Below are 16595 nucleotides of genomic sequence, written 5' to 3'. Positions count from 1 at the left end.
AGCACTGCAGAGCATATGAAGGGCCCCCATTCTGCTCATCAGATTTCAGGTGCAGCATCCTGCACATTCGGAGCAGACGGCAATAAACCGGCTGCGGCAAACGTATCAGCAATATGCTGCTGGCTGGCTATAACCGGGTGTGTGATGGGATGATACCCATAATGTATTTTGGCAATGGAGCGCGTTACAACATCCAATTCCAACCCCGTGCTATGCGCCAAAATGGCAGCGACTTCTGCTTTATGAGATTCCATCCAGATATCACACTGCGCTATGGCATTTGTAACTTCATGTAAAAGCTCCGGGCTTTTTTGATAAAATTCCTTGCTGGCAAGGTAAAATTCTGTGCCCCCCTGAACATCCTCTCCTGTTGCCAAAACGCGCACTGGGCTGCTGACACCAGAGAGATATGGGTCCCATATTGCCCATGCATCCACTTTGCCCCCTTCAAACGCAGGGCGTGCGGCAGCAGGCAATAGGTAAGAAACCTTCACATCATTCAGGCTTAGACCATTGTTTTTAAGCGCAGCTAACAGGAGCCAATGGGCATCTGAACCACGAGTAACCGCAATACTTTTACCTTGCAGATCCTTTATAGTGGTGATTGCGCTATTCTGAGGCACAATAATTGCCTCACTTGCCCCCGCTGGGGTTTCATGCCCGACATATACCATAGACCCAGGAGAACTGGCCTGAGCAAAAATGGGAGGAAGATCCCCTGCACTCCCAAAATCCAAGGCCCCCGCAATAAGAGCCTGCAAAAGTGGCGGCCCGGCAGGGAATAAGGCCCACTGCACAGAAATGCCTTTTGGGTCTAATGTTTTTTCTAAAATTTTCTGATCTTTAAGTAAGGCGAGTGTACCGTATTTCTGGTAACCAATACGTATGCTCTGCTGTTGTGCAAATGCTCTGCCCCCAAGTGTAGAAGCAAGTGATATGCCCACCAACTGAGATAAAATGTTTTTCCCAAACTTACGTCGTGAAAGCATGGTTTGTTCCCCTTGTGATATTTTTGCGGATTACTGGTTTCTGCGGCTTATTTAGTCTGGCATTACGCCCAAAGCGGACAATAAAGTACGCCTAAGATCTTCAAATACAGGATTTGCATGCCGCCGAGGGCGCTCTAGCGGCACAGATATTTCTGTGTGAATACGGCCTGCTTCCAACACAACAACGCGGTCTGCCAGCATTAAGGCTTCATCCACATCATGCGTTACCAATAACACCGCACTTTTATGCTTTTCCCACAAACGGACTACCAACTGCTGCATACGTATGCGCGTTAACGCGTCCAAGGCCGCAAAAGGCTCATCCAGCATCAGAAAGCTTGGGTTACGCACCAAGGCGCGCGCGAGAGCAGCACGCTGCGCCTCACCCCCGGAAAGAGTAAGAGGCCATGCCGTTGCACGGTGAGAAAGCCCTACCTCTTGCAGCACTTTATGGGCATCTTCTTCACGAACAGCATTTTTGCCCATACCTAACAGAACATTCTGCCAAACACGTTTCCAAGGTAGCAGACGACTTTCCTGAAAAACAACGGCAACTTCTTTGGGGCGAATAACCGTGCCCTCTGTTACGGCATCCAAGCCAGCCAAGGTGCGCAGTAAAGTGGATTTACCCGAGCCACTGCGGCCAAGAAGCGCAATAAACTCTCCAGCCCCTATTTTCAGATCAAGGTGATCCAGAATAACTGGGCCTTTCCCATATCTGCGGCTTAAACCACGCACTTGCACAACAGGTGCTGTATTCTTGGTGGAAAACGTTTGTGCCGGTGCCATGATATTCATGATACTTCTCTATTCTTATCCAGAGACCAGATCAGAAAAAATCTTTCTACATAACGCACAATCTGATCAGACATGAGCCCCAGAAAGCCATATACCGCCAGCCCTACAAGAATAACGTCTGTTCTCAGAAAATCTTCTGCATCCATCATCATATGGCCAATCCCGCTTTCGGCATTTACCTGCTCGGCCACCACCAACATCAACCACGAAATGCCTACAGCAAACCTTAGGCCCACTATAAAATCAGGCAGTGCACTTGGCAGAATAATGTCACGCACCACTTGTGAATGGGAAAGACCAAGGGTTTTACCCATTTCCAGAAGACGCACATCCACACCGCGGATGCCTTTGTGCAAATTAAGATAAATTGGAAAAGCAGCACCAAATGCTACCAGCAGAATTTTGGGAGTTTCCCCAATGCCAAACCAAAGGATAAACAAAGGCACAAGGGCTAGAGCTGGCAAAGTACGAAAAATCTGCATAGGCCCGTCAACAACTTCTTCTCCCATGCGGGACAGACCAGAAATCAGAGCAAGAACCACCCCCATAATAACCGCCAGGGAAAGGCCGCTGGCAGCCCGCACCAGAGAAACCATCAGGTTTTTAGGCAAAGTGCCATCTCTGACAAGCGTTTCTGCTGTACGCACGACAGCAACGGGTGAAGCCAGAACATGAGGGGAAATAAGCCCGGCAGAACAGACGCCTTGCCAGATAGCTACCAAGAGTATGAGAGAGAAGTAGCGTGTAAAATACCCCAGAATTTTTTGTATCATTTTACGTATCCTATGCTTATTCCATGCATTTTACGAAGGTTTTATCTTCATTGAAGTGAAATGCGAGAAACAGGAGGATGTAATTTTTTCACCGTTCAAAAGCTGATGGGCAAAGTGAATGGCATCTGATCCAGAAGTTAACCACGTTTCGATATGATCTGTATTCGGATAGATATGATTTTCCACCACAGTCCCAGCGGCACAACTATCCTGCACTAAGGTTTGCTGCGCTACCGGATTAACATCTTGATCCTTTAAGCCTGTGCCAACAAATAATGGTGCTGATAATTTTAGATGTGGATAGATGTAATACGGCATCATAACGGCCAGCACACGCCGGGTTGCACCGGGGAGCAGAGTATTGGCATCTGTCAAACCTGCGGAAGAAACCTTGGCGATCAGATCATCCACGCAACTATCGGTTGCTTGTGCATAAATTAAGCGCGCGCGCGGCGTAAAAAGACTTTCAGGCTTTAGGGTTGGGTCCAATTGTTGTGCGGTACGCGCTACATAGAACATATATGCAATATTAGGATCTACAGTATTAGGATGAGGTGTTGAGTTACCCAAAACTACATGGGGTGAAAAGTATGGAAGCCCTGTTGCAACAGTACCCCTTACTTGCAGCTCAGGCGCATATGTTGCGGCCTCTGCCCCGGCTGCAAATGCCGCGCCTCCCCCTTGAGATTGACCATCAATAATAATCTTGTTGTCAATCTGATAGTTTTTACCAACAACAGCGCGTGCAATATCCAAGGTATTGTAAGCTTCTGTGGTGTGTACAAGATAGTTGTGTAACCCCGGAGTGCCCAAGCCTGCATAATCGCTAGCCGCTACGGCAAAACCATTCTGCAACCATCTGGCAGCATAAACAGGAAAATTTTTGCCCGTTGAACCCCATGATATTGCGCAATGATCTGCCAAGCCAACAGTACCATGCGCCCAAAGTAAAAGTGGCCAACCATGCTGGGGCGGCTTTCCTTTTGGCAGCCAAAGCTGGCCAGAAACGGCAACTTTATGATGGGTTATACTGTCCGTGGAAATATAAAGAATACGGTATTGGCTTTTTGCATCAGGGAAACGCTTAACGTCTTCCATTGGTTCTGTGCGCAGTACAGTGCCTGGCGCTGCATCCAGTGGCCCTTGCCATACATAAAAATGAGAAACACCTCCATCACCCACATCAGCTTCTTGCTGTGGCAACAAAGCTTCCGCAGAAAATGCGCATGATGCTGTTATGGCATTTACGTAAAATACCATAATGCCCGCAGCATACAGCGCAAAATGTTTCTGCTTGTATGTAGATTTCCTCAAGTGCCAAGCCACAGCGGTATAGCCCTTTTTTATTTAGTGTTTTTGCTGTTGTGTAATGGCAGGGCCAAACGGACGATCGCCCAAAATTGTCGCACGATGCATGACACGACGATGTGGACGATAATCATCCACCGCATAATGCTGTGTGGCGCGGTTATCCCAGAAAGCTACATCCCCTTCCCGCCATGTCCAACGCACACTAAATTCCGGCTTACTAAGGTGTTGGAATAAAAAGCGCAGTAAAGCAGCACTTTCTTCTATTTCCAGACCGCATACTTCCGTAGTGAAACCTTCATTTACAAAAATAGCCCGCTTATTGGTTTCTGGATGAATACGTATAACCGGGTGTTCTACTGGGGGCAGTTGCTCACGCGTACGCAGCCATTTCTGTTTCTCCGTTTCGGTAAGGCCAAAACGCGAAAGCGGAAAAGAGTGCGTGAAGTCATGTAAGGCAGTCAGATGTTCCAGCCGCAACTTCATCCCATCTGAAAGGGCATCATATGCGGCTGTTGCACTGGCCCATAAGGTATCTCCCCCTGATGGTGGAAGGTGGCGTGCGGCCAATACCGCACCCAGCGGTGGTGTCTGGCTAAATGTGACGTCCGTATGCCAGAGCGCGTTATCCTTAAGATCATTTTGCTCTGTATCCAGCACAATAATTTCGGGCACATCCGCAACAGTAGGATAGATGGGATGCTGATGTAACGGCCCAAAACGTTGGGCAAAATCACGTTGTTGACGCGGCGTTATACTCTGATTTCTGAAGAACAGAACCTGATGCCGCAACAGCAGTTCACGCAATCTGCTTTCTGTTTTAGCGGTAAGTGATTGGGCAAGATTTACACCAGATACAATAGCACCAATGGCAGGTGAAAGCGGCGTTGCATGAACCCGCTCTACTTCGATATTTGGCCCTTCCCCCTGAAGCACGGGAGATGAAATACGACTGATATCAAGATGATGAGAAGAAAGTGACATGGGAACCTCCTGCGCGGTGTATATTCCACTATCGTGATGCGTTGTTATTTATGAGGTTATGCGCCTAAATAAACTTAGTCAAACTGTATTATTTATAAATCACGATTATTTTTAAATTATCATTGAAAATTAAACTATGTTAAATGGTGTTATATGAGGGGTGTATCCCCTCTCTTATTCCGACACATTGGAAATTACGGGCTTGCTTACCGCAAACCCGTAATTTTTAAGTGCTACATTCTGTAAGTGAATTCCCCACCAAACATGGCTGGATCTCCAAGCTGGCCATAAAAAACAGCCCCGGCGGAGAGAGATGTCATGGTTACAAAATATCGCTTATCCAGCATATTATGTCCCCAGAAACTCAAATCCCATTTGCCAGATTCTGGGCGGATGCCAACATGTGCATCCAAAATGCCGTATGGCTTGATACGTGTATAGCGAGATTCAGAAGGCTCTGCGTAATATTGTGACCGATATCTATAATCTGCTCCAACATAAAACAGTAGTTTTCTCCAGAATGGGTTATTTGTGGCACCAATATTCTTGATTGGTACAGTATATTCCAAACCTGTTGACAGATTCCATTTTGAATTTAGCGGAACCTGATTGCCTGTTAGGCTATATAGCCCACCAATATTAGATGATTCCAATGGATGCGTTGCATTGTTAAACGAGGCATAGAAAGCATCTGTATAGGAAGCTGAAACTCTTCCTTCCAAACCAGGAATAATGACACCGCGTGCATCCAGCTCAAACCCACGAGATATTACGTGCTTAGCATTTGTGAGATAAGAAATGGTTGTGCCGCCGGATGTATAGTAAGAGGCACTTGTAATGTAATTATGGACATTGTTCCAAAAAGCTGTTGCATTTACAAACAGACGCTTGTGCAAAAATGTATTTTTTAATCCAAACTCAAACATATCATTTATTTCTGGTTTAACGTCGGGGTTCGCGCCTTCTGTAATATCTAAGTTTACCAGATTGATGCCGCCATTACGTACGCCACGACTATACGTGGCATAAAGCATGTGGTTTTCATTTGCCCGATAAACGATGCTCAAACTCCCACTCGGTTCATGTTCACGGTGCGTGGCATGGTAAGAAACAGGTGCCCCAAACACATCCGCCGCCATGGCCGGAATGGCAGAATTAACAATACGGGAGGAGTAGCCGCCTGATTTGCTTACAAAGGAGTATCTAAAACCTCCCTCCACTTCCAGTTTGGATGTGATCTTGTATTTGCTGCGCACATAGCCTGCCACTTCATTTGTAACAGGGTTATCATGTGCAAGCTGGCTCGCCCCGTTTAATGCGGCGTTGTAAATTTCCGGGCTGTATCCATAACCAAGATATTTGGCCCCCTGCGCCGTTATTGTGTTGTGGATGTAATCTGGCACTTCCTCATACATATAAAATACGCCGCCAGTGACTTGATAACGACGGTTTTCTGGGGAAGAAATGCGCAGTTCTTCCGTGGCATTCTGTTCATAAACCTGATTATTATCTGCAGACCAAAGCTGTAAGCCCGGTGTATTTCCCGCGCCATCAGAAAGAGCATTATGTGGATACCAAAACCACGTACGCCACGAAGCAATATTTTCAAGCTTCCACTGATTGGGAAGTTGGTAACCAACATTCAAGGAAACGCCGTATGTTTCCTGGTCCACAGCCTGACTGCCACTTGCAGGGCCACTCACTAACATATCGCGCACACCATGTTTGGGCACGGGCTCTGCTCCGGCATATGCTGCGCGGTCCCAGTAATTTCCGGAAATCGCCTCTCCGTTGGAATAAGTGCTTAAAGCGGTTGTCATGGGGGTAATGCAGCAGCTTTCGCGCAGATGCGTGTAATCACCTATCAGGCGGATGGTTAACCCTTCCATTGGTTTAGCTAAAAGCTGTGCTTTTGCCCCCAGCGTATGATAATCCTGATAGTATTTATTGGTTGTAACGTTTTTAACGTAACCATCACGGTTCATAGAAAAACCAGACAGGCTATAGGCAACCTTATCACTATTTCCTACCGCACCAGTGGCGCGCACACGGATATTAGCTGTATTATAGCTGCCATAATCCCCCGTTACTGTGTATTGCCTTTTAAAAGATGGTGCCAATGTTGTTATATTTATAATGCCACTATCATTATCTATACCACCGCGTGTAGCCTGTGGCCCTTTAAGCACCTCTATTCCGGCTAGATCACTAATATCTCCCAGCACCGCACCGGGGCGTGTCTGATAAACGCCATCAATATACACTGCGGTGCCATTCTCTAGCCCATCTTGGGCTGTAGAACTGAAATTACCTAACCCACGGATATTTATGGCTGTATTACGGGGATTAGACACTTGAAGTGAAACGGAAGGCAAAAGTTTTGTAGCTTGTGGCAGATTGGTAATCTGATGCGTTTGCAAATCTTTTTCTGTTACTGTTGTTACAGATACAGGATCATTTTGCCGTTTCAAAATCTGTCGTCGGCTTGTACTGATGGCACCATGCACGCTCACGGCTTCCGAACGCACAGATTCTACCGGGCTAACAGCCGCAGGTTTATGGGCATGCGTAGGCCCCTGCCGCTTAGTAGCACGTGGCATGGGGAGTTTACTGCTTGTAACATTCTGCATTTCTGCATTTGTACGCGCGGATGCAGTTTTTTCTAACCAGCTTGATGCCAAAATAAGCACGGCAGAACAAAACAGAAATCGGCGAGAAAGCAGATCAAGAGATGATCTGTCTGCTACGGACTTAAACGCCGGAGTTCTGACTGCGCTCATAAATGGCTCCAAAAATAACTATTTTGTTTAGTTGTTAATTCAAACCACTATATATCCGTCATATCGTTGTTTTTGAGTCAATACGATTCGAAATAATATTTTTAATAAACAACTAAAATAAATAGTTTAATTATAAGCACAGCAGCTCTTGCTGAAGATGCAGGTGATTGTGGTTGCATCTTCAGCCTAAGTCGTCTGTTCTGTTTCCTTGGCAGGAATATCGCGGATCTGGTGAAAGTCTTTCCTTTTGGAAGATATAACCCAGAATTCTTTCTGCCTATTTATTTTCAATAATATTAAAAACTCTTTTTAATATCATACGTTTGTTGAAATGTTGCATGAACGCAAGCCACGCTGGTTCAGCATGTGTTGAGACCCCTCGAAACCAGATAAAAATAGAGGAAAGCATGCCCAATATACCAATAACTGAAAGCATTGTTGTAAATAAAGTGGCATGGCGCATATTGCCATTGGTTACTGCATGCTACCTGGGAGCATATATAGACCGCCAGAACATTGCATTTGCCAAATTACAAATGATGACGGACTTACATGTGAGTGAAACAGTTTTTGCATCGGCTGCTTCATTATTTTTTATTGGTTATATGATTTTTGAAATCCCCAGCAATATATTGCTCCATAAATTTGGCGCATCCAAATGGATTGCCAGAATTGGAATTTCTTGGGGAATTATTACAATATTACTTGCCTTCACAAGCAGTACATTAATGTTTTATATTTTAAGGTTCTTTTTGGGGGCAGCAGAAGCTGGTCTATACCCCGGAATAATATATTACCTCTCATTATGGTTCCCTTCCCAACATCGCGTTCGGATGATGGGATATTTCACACTGGCGAGCAGTGTCGGTAATATGCTGAGTGGGCCAATCTGTGGTTGGCTTCTGAGCCAGAATGGCTGGGCATCTCTTTCTGGATGGCAAATAATTTTTCTGGTAACAGGAATTTTCCCGATTATTTTAGCCATTTTAGTGTTTTTCTTTCTTCCAGAACGTCCTGAAAAGCAAAAATTTCTCAATCCAGAAGAAAAAAACTGGCTTATTGACACACTTGAGGCAGAACGAGAAAAGGTTGTTCACAATACGCCCCAGAATACAAATACTCTTAGTGTTATATTTGATATTCGCGTTATAAAACTTTCTATTTGTTTTATGTTAATTTCTATAGCCAGTTATGGGCTGAGTTACTGGTTGCCTTCCTTGGTAAAGGAATTTGGAGTTGGATACACAGCAAATGGGTTTTTAAATGCAATACCCTATTTATTAGCAACATTTGCGTTGATTTTTTTAGTCCCTGCCGTGAGAAAAGGAGACCGTCCACTTTATGCAATGCTGGCAGCCTCTGTTATTGGCATGGCATGTTTTCTATCTTCCGTCTTTTTACATAATAACGTCTATCGCTTTGTTTTATTAAGTTTGGGCGGACCATGCATTTATGTTCTACTCCCCTGCCTTTGGGTTCTCCCGTCTAGATTTTTAAAAGATGCCAAGGCTGCCGTAGGCATTGCTACAATTACATCTGTGGGAGGATTTGGAGCATTTCTGGGACAAAACTTGGTAGCGTGGGTTCGTCATTGGAGTGGAAGCGCTGATCTTCCCATGCTTATTCCTGCCGGAGCATGCTTTTTACTCTTTTTTATGATTTTCAATATGATTTACTCAGAAAAAATTACTTGAATATTTATGTTTGATGAAAAGTCAAAGGAAAGTATCTAATACATACTTTCCTTTGATATATATTTTTAAAATGTTAGTTCCAGGTTACTTTGAACATAAGCCCCCTGTGCCGCCCCTGAATGTCTTACGTTGCGACCAAGAAAAACGTATTCCCCTTCTAAGCTAAAGCTTACATGCCGTGTGGGACGCCAGTTAAAACTCGCCTGAGGCAGTGTTCCCGTATAATGCCCATGTGGGCGATATGGAAAGGCAACTGTAGATTGTGGGTATATGCCATCGTAAGCACTGTTACGCCACATGACAGGGGATTTTAGCTGCAGCGATGTATTGCTGGTGGGGGTGAGTGTTACAAGCGGGCCTGCACTGATAACGTTCTGCATGTTAAAATAGGTGCTTAAATCAAGATAAGAGGCAGATGGTGAGTAAGGAGAGAGAAATCCGCCCCATGTGCTGGTAGAGCTTGTGCGGTAATCTCCACCCGAAACATCATCAAACTGTACACCAAATGATGGCTTTCCCCACCAACGGCTAAAGCGCCATGATACCTGAGCGTTAACAGACCACGCATTCACACCACGGGATGGCCCATTATTTGCCTGCTTGAACGTGCCCCCCTGCCACATGCCCCCAACGGAAAACTCAATCGGGCCTGCATTTCCCCAGATACGCGTGCCAGGTGTATCACGGTGCGTCGAACCTGTTGTATTTCCGTGCGCTGCAGCCAGAGAACTATCATCAACAATAAAGCCAAGATAGAAGGCATCTGCAAAAATTTGGCTTTTTTTATCTAAAAAACGAAATTCGGGCACAGCGTAAGACGTGTAGGCCCCAAAAAGCCGGTTCCGCCACCCGACTGTATCTGCAAACGGTTTAAGAGGTAGTTCATTCGTCTGCGTGAGATCGAAAACATCAACCCGAAACCGCTTCCAAAAAGCATATCCTCTCACACCGTTCCAGGAAAACGGGATAGATGGATATACGCTTCCGCCCGTAAAATAGGCCGGCGCATCAAGAAACTTATAACGGCCAATCATAACACCGGTTCTTGCGCCAAGTATCCGCCCTTTTATTTCCAAAAAAGCTTGGTGTAGATCAATTTTACTACGCCAACGGCCAGTATACCCATAATAATTGATCCCTCCAGCCTCACCACTCATCAATTCACCATAAAGGCGAACGTGCTCTGTTAAATGCAGATCTGCGCCAAGGTTGAAACGTAAGTTGGAGCGATAAGATGGAGAACGTTTTGTAGCCCCCAATCCTGCGTTCTGATCATAAAAACCGTGGTGGCGGAAATTGCCACTCAGTGAAAGGTAAATATCCCCTTGATCATTGAAGGGAATATATTTTAATGCATCCATTGCATCAATATGATTGCGTTTATCGCGCAGGTTCGACCAATCTTCGGCCCATCGCGCGACCGCATAGTATGCAACTGTTCCAAAACCCGCTGCGGCACCGGAATTGGTGTTGAATACACCCCACGGGCCTTGATGTAGCAAGGCACTAGGTAACGGATGTAGCCCTAATGCTTCTGGTTGCCCATACAGTTCAGGACGAGACGTGAGTGGTGGCAGTAATTGATTTTTCGTCAGTTTACGAGGCGAAGTAGCAGAGTTTTGACTGTTCTGTGATAACGCAGCCTTGTTCTTTGAAATAGCATTCGAAGATGTGGAATTGCTTTTCCTGCCAACTGGTTTTGCAACCTCGGCCTTTGGTGTTTCAGCGGGAAGAAGTTGTGTGCTGGGGGGAGATGTCTCTGCCAGAGCACTATCAAGAAACAAACTACACCTCTCACCTATGATGAGGCAAAAAGGTGCAAAAAACACCCAAGGAAAGGACACTGCTGGTGTAAAATAGGAAAGCTTTCCAGCACGAAAGAAGATTCCTCGACCACTCATGACGACATCCTTATATTTTTGTTTTTGTCGACAAGATGCGCCTTCCCTTTGCACATAAATTTAGTCATGAAAGGGAAAGCTTTGTGAGTATTATTTTAGGCAGGCAAGATGAGACGTCGGATTTTTCCAACAACAAACAGATAAAGCAGAATTGCTATCAAGCAATGCACAGCAACAAACAGTAATGCACCGTTATAAGAAGCCGTAAGTGCTACAATGTAGCCGATAGCAATTGGCGTTACGATACCGGCAACATTCCCGATGCCATTAAAAATTCCGGCCGCCAGACCAGGCACTTCCTTTGGGGCAATATCAGAAATAACTGCCCAACCAATTGCTGCCACGCCTTTACCAAAGAAAGCAAGCGACATGATTGCAACAATCACAAGTGGTGACTGAACAAAATTACAGAAACAAAGGGTTGAAGCCAGCCCCATACCGATAACAAAAGGTGCTTTACGAGCAAAGCTTGCCGAGCGCCCAGCACGGAGCAGTCTGTCTGACATGGCTCCTCCAATAATGGCCCCCAGCAAACCACATAAGGCTGGCACACTTGCTGCAAAACCGGTTTGGGTAAGAGACAACCCGCGAGCCTGATGGAGATAGGATGGAAACCATGTTAGAAAGAAGTAGAGAATAACGTTAATGCAATACTGCCCACCGTAAACACCTAACAAGGTGCGGTCAGTTAGCATAAACTGAATTTGTTTGCCGGTCAGTTTTTGTTTCGTCTGTTTGGTTCTATCATCAATATCAACAAGTGCGCCCCCTTCCCGAATATAGGTCAGCTCCGCATTGCTTACGGCTGGATGCTTTGCAGGCGGCCGCATTGTTACAAGCCAGAGTATGGCCAGCAGCACGCCCAAAAGGCCCATCATGGCAAAGATGTATTCCCAACCCAGGCGCTGCGTAACCCATCCCATCAAAGGTGCAAAGAAGGCAACGGCAACATATTGCGCCGAATTAAAGATGGATGTTGCCAGCCCTCTTTCGGCTGTAGGAAACCAGCTTGATGTAATACGGCTATTGGCCGGGAATGCTGGAGCTTCCACCAGCCCAAGCCCTGCCCATAGAAGGAATAATACCGGAAATGCCCAACTGTTTGGCACATGCCCGGTACCCGCAATGGCCAATGTACAAAGCGACCACGCCAAAAGGCTGCCACCATATACACGGATGGAGCCATAACGATCCAGCAACCACCCACCAGGAACCTGATTAAGCACATAGGCCCAACCAAAGGCAGAAAAAATATACCCCATAGAAACAGGGCTAAGGCCCAGATCTGCTGAAATGCTTGATCTTGCAATGCCCAGTGTTGCGCGATCACCATAGTTAATTGCGGTGATGGTAAACAGAAATGCGAGAACAAAGTAACGCACCACAGTACGCCGCTCACTGCGGGCGATATCTGATGGGAATCCGGCAGGTGGGGTTTCTAACGACCCTTTTGTTATATTCACGCTGTATCCTCCCTTGATGCAGGTCCGGAACACTCAGCACCAATTTCGGCTGAGGGCATGTCGGAACGCTACTATCCTGAGCAAAACACAACGCTTCATGCAGGGGAGACGTCAAAAACAATCTGTAAATAAATCAATACAAGGCATGCATCGTTTAGAAAGATGAGGGTTCTTGCCCCTCAACAAGATGCGTCACCACGTTGGTGATATTGCCTAAAGCCAAGCTCGAATCATCAGAGCGGAATGCCATAAAAAGTTCGGCAGATATGTCCTTGCCAAAGCCAAGCTCCCGATAAACCACACGGCTGATTCCCAAACGCGAGGCTGACTGGGGCACCAAAGCCACCCCCATGCCTGTTTTAACAAGAGACATGACGGCATGAATTTGCGTCAGGTGATGGATCAGTTTGGGCTGGATACCAGAGCTGATGAGAAGCCTGTGCACAAGGTCGTGAAAATACCCCCCTCCGAGCACAGAATACATAATCATCTCCTGTCCCTCCAAATCTGAAGGCATAATAACATCCAGCAAAGCCAGCGGGTGATCTTCAGGAATGGCCGCTAACATAGGCTCCTTGATAATGCGGCGTCGTTCGATATCGGGTGCATCAAAATGGGGGCGGATAAAACCAACATCAATCCGGCGTGATGCAAGGGCTGAAAGCTGATCCCGCGTAATCATTTCTTCAAGCATAAGCTCAACATCAGGGTAATGGTGACGCAAAGCCGCAATCAGGCGTGGCAAAAAATCATAACTACAGCCGGGCGTAAAACCTATGGCAATCTGCCCCAATGCGCCGCGTCCTGCACGGCGTGTAGCCAGGGCTGCATCTTCGGCATTTCGTAATAATCGCCGCCCTTCTTTCAAAAAGACAGAACCTGCTTGGGTTAATCTTACCACGCGGCTGGTACGCTCCAGTAACTCAACACCCAAGGAATGCTCCAGAAGCTGGATTTGTCGGCTAAGTGGCGGTTGCGTCATGTTCAGACGCGCGGCAGCTCGCCCAAAATGAAGCTCTTCCGCAACAGCTACGAAGCACCGAACCTGTGTGAGCTGAAGCATCAATATCAATCCTGTCTCAATCCATGCCGTATCTAATCTGGACATTCCGAGATCTGCGCGCCCTAACTGCGACAATAAATACCTGTCGCGCCAGCACAATGGGCATCAAGATCAACAATAAGGAAGCATGCGCATGACGGAAGATGACAGAATCAGCTCTGCTGCCGTAACCCCGGAGCAAGCAGGCAGACGCAAGCTGCGGAGTGAACGTTGGTTTGGCCCGGCTGATTTGCGAAGCTTCGGGCATCGCTCTCGTGCCATGCAGATGGGTTATGATGCCAAAGATTGGGAAGGCAAACCTGTTATTGCCATTCTCAATACGTGGTCAGACATAAACCCTTGCCATATGCACTTCCGACAGAGGGTTGAGGATGTAAAGCACGGTATTCTAGAAGCTGGAGGCTTTCCCATGGAGCTTCCGGTCATTTCTCTATCTGAAAATTTCATGAAGCCAACAACCATGTTGTATCGCAACATGTTGGCAATGGAAGCGGAAGAATTGCTCCGTGCCTATCCCGCAGATGGCGCAGTACTTATGGGCGGGTGTGACAAAACCACCCCCGGTTTGCTGCTCGGCGCAATTAGTATGGATATCCCGGCAATTTATGTTCCGGCTGGCCCAATGTTACGAGGCAACTGGCACGGAAAGTTGCTGGGGTCTGGCGCGGATTCATGGAAATACTGGGATGAACTGCGCGCAGGTAAAATTACACAGGAAGACTGGCAAGGCGTTGAAGAAGGCATAGCCCGAAGTGCAGGCACCTGCATGACCATGGGCACCGCCAGCACCATGACAGCTATTGCCGAGGCCCTTGGCCTGTCACTACCTGGAGCAAGTTCTATTCCTGCTGTGGATTCCAATCATATTCGCATGGCTAAGAGTTCTGGCCGTCGCATTGTGGAAATGGTTTGGGAAGACCTGAAACCCTCAAAAATTCTAACGCGCGCCGCATTTCTGAACGCCATTGCCGTAGCTATGGCCATGGGTTGTTCAACCAATGCCATCATTCACGTTATTGCCATGGCACGCCGTGCTGGCATTGATATCAGCCTTGATGATTTTGACCGATCCAGCCGCATAGTGCCCGTTATTGCCAATGTCCGCCCTACCGGCACAACCTATTTGATGGAAGATTTTTATTATGCCGGTGGGCTTGCTGCCCTGATAAAGCGCATTTCGAATTTCCTGGATATCTCCTGCCTGACTGTTACGGGAAAAACCATTGGCGAGAACACCGCAAACGCAGAAGTATATAATGATGATGTTATTCGCCCGCTTGATAAGCCAATGTTTACTGGTGAAGCCGGTGGCGCCTTAACGGTTCTGCGCGGAAATATCGCACCAGATGGCTGTGTGATGAAACCCGCATGTTGTGATCCAAAATTCCACAAACATAGCGGCCCCGCCCTCGTCTTCGATGATTATCCATCTATGAAAAAAGCCATTGATGATGAAAATCTGGACGTAACAGAAAATCATGTTCTCGTATTACGCAATGCAGGGCCTTTAGGCGGACCCGGCATGCCTGAATGGGGAATGCTGCCGATCCCCAAAAAGCTCATCAAACAGGGTGTGAGGGATATGCTACGCCTTTCTGATGCACGGATGAGCGGCACAAGTTATGGGGCCTGCATTCTTCATGTCGCGCCAGAGGCTTACATTGGCGGCCCGCTGGCACTGCTTAAAACGGGCGATATTATTTCAGTAGACGTAGAAGCACGCTCTGTCTCCGTAGAGATTTCTGAAGAGGAAATGGAACGCCGCAGAAAGGCATGGAAAGCCCCTCCTGCCCGTTATGGACGCGGATATGGCTGGATGGCAGCTCACCATATTGTTCAAGCGGATAAAGGGTGTGACTTCGATTTCCTGCAAACAGATTTTGGCCCCCCTGTTTCCGAACCCGTTATTTACTAACCCCTAACGCCGTACGCACATGCCAAAAACAAGCAGTGATGGAAGCATAACTATGAGCCCCCATAAAAACCCCATACGCCGTATTTGGGCAGAAGGACGTGCCGTGCTGAATGGCTGGCTCTCTATCAGCAGCCCCTTCTCTGCTGAAATCATGGCCTCTGCTGGTTATGATTGTATCACTATAGACTTACAGCACGGGGCTGTTGATTACACCGGCATGCTTCCTATGCTTCAGGCCGTAAGGGCATCGGGCGTTGCAACGCTAGCGCGGGCAAGCTGGCTGGATGCTGGTTCTATTATGAAAATTCTGGATGCCGGTGCATGGGGGGTTATCTGCCCAATGATTAACACCCGGGCAGATGCAGAACGCTTGGTATCCTACGTAAGATATCCCCCTAATGGCACGCGTAGCTTTGGCCCTACACGAGCCAACTTTGCACTTGGTAGTGACTACGCCACATTTGCCGATGATGAAGTAGTGTGTTTTGCCATGATTGAAACTGCTGAAGCCATGGCCAATTTAGATGAAATTGTAAGTACGCCTGGTCTGGATGGTGTTTATATCGGCCCGGCAGATCTTACGTTAGGCCTTACCGGAAAACGCTATCGCACAGGGTTTGACCGTGAAGAACCTGAAATGGTCGAAGCCATAAAACGCATTATCACTGCAGCACATAAGGCAGGTATTCGCTTGGGGTTACATAATGGCTCCGCTGCTTATGCTGCACAGGGCGTAAGCTGGGGTGCTGACCTGGTAACAGTATCCAACGATGTGCGCCTACTTGCTCAAGCCGCACAGAATTCTGTTGTTGAATTTCGCAAATGCGTTGGTGACACACATATAAGCCTTACTACAGGCAATGCGACAGGATACTAACTGTACAAATATTTTATCAATATTCGCCCTTCTCTTATCTGCTTCGCTCA

At 47.0% G+C, this 16595-nt stretch carries 12 protein-coding genes; 3 read left to right on the top strand and 9 right to left on the bottom strand.

Annotated elements, in window-relative coordinates; genetic code table 11:
- Positions 1–38: 38 nt before the first annotated feature.
- The 6 genes from FCN51_RS25385 to FCN51_RS25360 form a co-directional block, all read right to left on the bottom strand.
- Positions 39–989 carry an aliphatic sulfonate ABC transporter substrate-binding protein gene (locus tag FCN51_RS25385; RefSeq protein ID WP_310256746.1) on the bottom strand — a complete coding sequence of 317 codons (951 nt, stop codon included), beginning with the start codon at positions 987–989 and terminating at the stop codon, positions 39–41.
- A 51-nt stretch (positions 990–1040) separates the two neighbouring features.
- Positions 1041–1787 (bottom strand): ABC transporter ATP-binding protein, encoded by a 747-nt coding sequence (locus FCN51_RS25380; RefSeq protein WP_310256743.1) that lies wholly within the window; start codon positions 1785–1787, stop codon positions 1041–1043.
- Positions 1784–2560, bottom strand: coding sequence for an ABC transporter permease (locus FCN51_RS25375; RefSeq protein WP_012812993.1), 777 nt, complete (start codon positions 2558–2560; stop codon positions 1784–1786). The genes FCN51_RS25380 and FCN51_RS25375 overlap by 4 nt, the downstream gene beginning before the upstream one ends.
- A 30-nt stretch (positions 2561–2590) precedes the next feature.
- On the bottom strand, positions 2591–3886 hold the full coding sequence (locus tag FCN51_RS25370) for a lipase family protein (RefSeq protein WP_456304872.1): 1296 nt from the start codon (positions 3884–3886) through the stop codon (positions 2591–2593).
- Positions 3887–3907: 21 nt separating this feature from the next.
- Positions 3908–4852 carry a taurine dioxygenase gene (tauD, locus tag FCN51_RS25365; RefSeq protein WP_310256735.1) on the bottom strand — a complete coding sequence of 315 codons (945 nt, stop codon included), beginning with the start codon at positions 4850–4852 and terminating at the stop codon, positions 3908–3910.
- 233 nt (positions 4853–5085) lie between these two features.
- The gene (locus FCN51_RS25360; protein ID WP_310256732.1) at positions 5086–7632 is read right to left on the bottom strand and encodes a TonB-dependent receptor; all 2547 of its coding nucleotides are present in this window, start codon (positions 7630–7632) and stop codon (positions 5086–5088) included.
- Between the two features lie 407 nt (positions 7633–8039).
- Between FCN51_RS25360 and FCN51_RS25355 the strand changes: the two genes are divergently transcribed.
- Positions 8040–9326 (top strand): MFS transporter, encoded by a 1287-nt coding sequence (locus FCN51_RS25355; protein ID WP_310256729.1) that lies wholly within the window; start codon positions 8040–8042, stop codon positions 9324–9326.
- Positions 9327–9391: 65 nt separating this feature from the next.
- Here FCN51_RS25355 and FCN51_RS25350 read toward each other — a convergent pair whose 3' ends face one another.
- The 3 genes from FCN51_RS25350 to FCN51_RS25340 all read right to left on the bottom strand — a co-directional run bounded on the left by FCN51_RS25350 (position 9392) and on the right by FCN51_RS25340 (position 13753).
- A complete protein-coding gene (locus FCN51_RS25350) occupies positions 9392–11227 on the bottom strand; it encodes an alginate export family protein (protein WP_259330866.1) in 1836 nt (611 codons plus the stop codon).
- 95 nt (positions 11228–11322) lie between these two features.
- Positions 11323–12690, bottom strand: coding sequence for an MFS transporter (locus tag FCN51_RS25345; RefSeq protein ID WP_310256726.1), 1368 nt, complete (start codon positions 12688–12690; stop codon positions 11323–11325).
- Positions 12691–12844: 154 nt separating this feature from the next.
- Positions 12845–13753 carry a LysR substrate-binding domain-containing protein gene (locus FCN51_RS25340; protein WP_310256723.1) on the bottom strand — a complete coding sequence of 303 codons (909 nt, stop codon included), beginning with the start codon at positions 13751–13753 and terminating at the stop codon, positions 12845–12847.
- 127 nt (positions 13754–13880) lie between these two features.
- On the opposite strand from FCN51_RS25340, the gene araD reads away from it, so the two are divergent.
- Positions 13881–15668, top strand: a complete 1788-nt coding sequence (gene araD, locus FCN51_RS25335; RefSeq protein ID WP_310256719.1) for an L-arabinonate dehydratase — start codon at positions 13881–13883, stop codon at positions 15666–15668.
- 52 nt (positions 15669–15720) lie between these two features.
- A complete protein-coding gene (locus tag FCN51_RS25330; RefSeq protein WP_310256716.1) occupies positions 15721–16545 on the top strand; it encodes an HpcH/HpaI aldolase family protein in 825 nt (274 codons plus the stop codon).
- The last annotated feature ends 50 nt before the right edge of the window (positions 16546–16595 follow it).

Source organism: Acetobacter pasteurianus (genome assembly GCF_009914215.2).
GTDB lineage: Bacteria > Pseudomonadota > Alphaproteobacteria > Acetobacterales > Acetobacteraceae > Acetobacter > Acetobacter pasteurianus.
The sequence above is the reverse complement of the archived record's forward strand: the minus strand, read 5'-3'. Positions and strand labels throughout refer to the sequence as shown.

Excerpts from the sequence above, each read along its gene's own strand:
- FCN51_RS25340 (WP_310256723.1), bottom strand. The coding sequence starts at position 13,753 with ATGCTTCAGCTCACACAGGTTCGGTGCTTCGTAGCTGTTGCGGAAGAG.
- FCN51_RS25350 (WP_259330866.1), bottom strand. The coding sequence starts at position 11,227 with ATGAGTGGTCGAGGAATCTTCTTTCGTGCTGGAAAGCTTTCCTATTTT.
- FCN51_RS25355 (WP_310256729.1), top strand. The coding sequence starts at position 8,040 with ATGCCCAATATACCAATAACTGAAAGCATTGTTGTAAATAAAGTGGCA.
- FCN51_RS25375 (WP_012812993.1), bottom strand. The coding sequence starts at position 2,560 with ATGATACAAAAAATTCTGGGGTATTTTACACGCTACTTCTCTCTCATA.
- tauD (WP_310256735.1), bottom strand. The coding sequence starts at position 4,852 with ATGTCACTTTCTTCTCATCATCTTGATATCAGTCGTATTTCATCTCCC.
- FCN51_RS25330 (WP_310256716.1), top strand. The coding sequence starts at position 15,721 with ATGAGCCCCCATAAAAACCCCATACGCCGTATTTGGGCAGAAGGACGT.
- FCN51_RS25360 (WP_310256732.1), bottom strand. The coding sequence starts at position 7,632 with ATGAGCGCAGTCAGAACTCCGGCGTTTAAGTCCGTAGCAGACAGATCA.
- FCN51_RS25385 (WP_310256746.1), bottom strand. The coding sequence starts at position 989 with ATGCTTTCACGACGTAAGTTTGGGAAAAACATTTTATCTCAGTTGGTG.
- FCN51_RS25380 (WP_310256743.1), bottom strand. The coding sequence starts at position 1,787 with ATGAATATCATGGCACCGGCACAAACGTTTTCCACCAAGAATACAGCA.
- araD (WP_310256719.1), top strand. The coding sequence starts at position 13,881 with ATGCGCATGACGGAAGATGACAGAATCAGCTCTGCTGCCGTAACCCCG.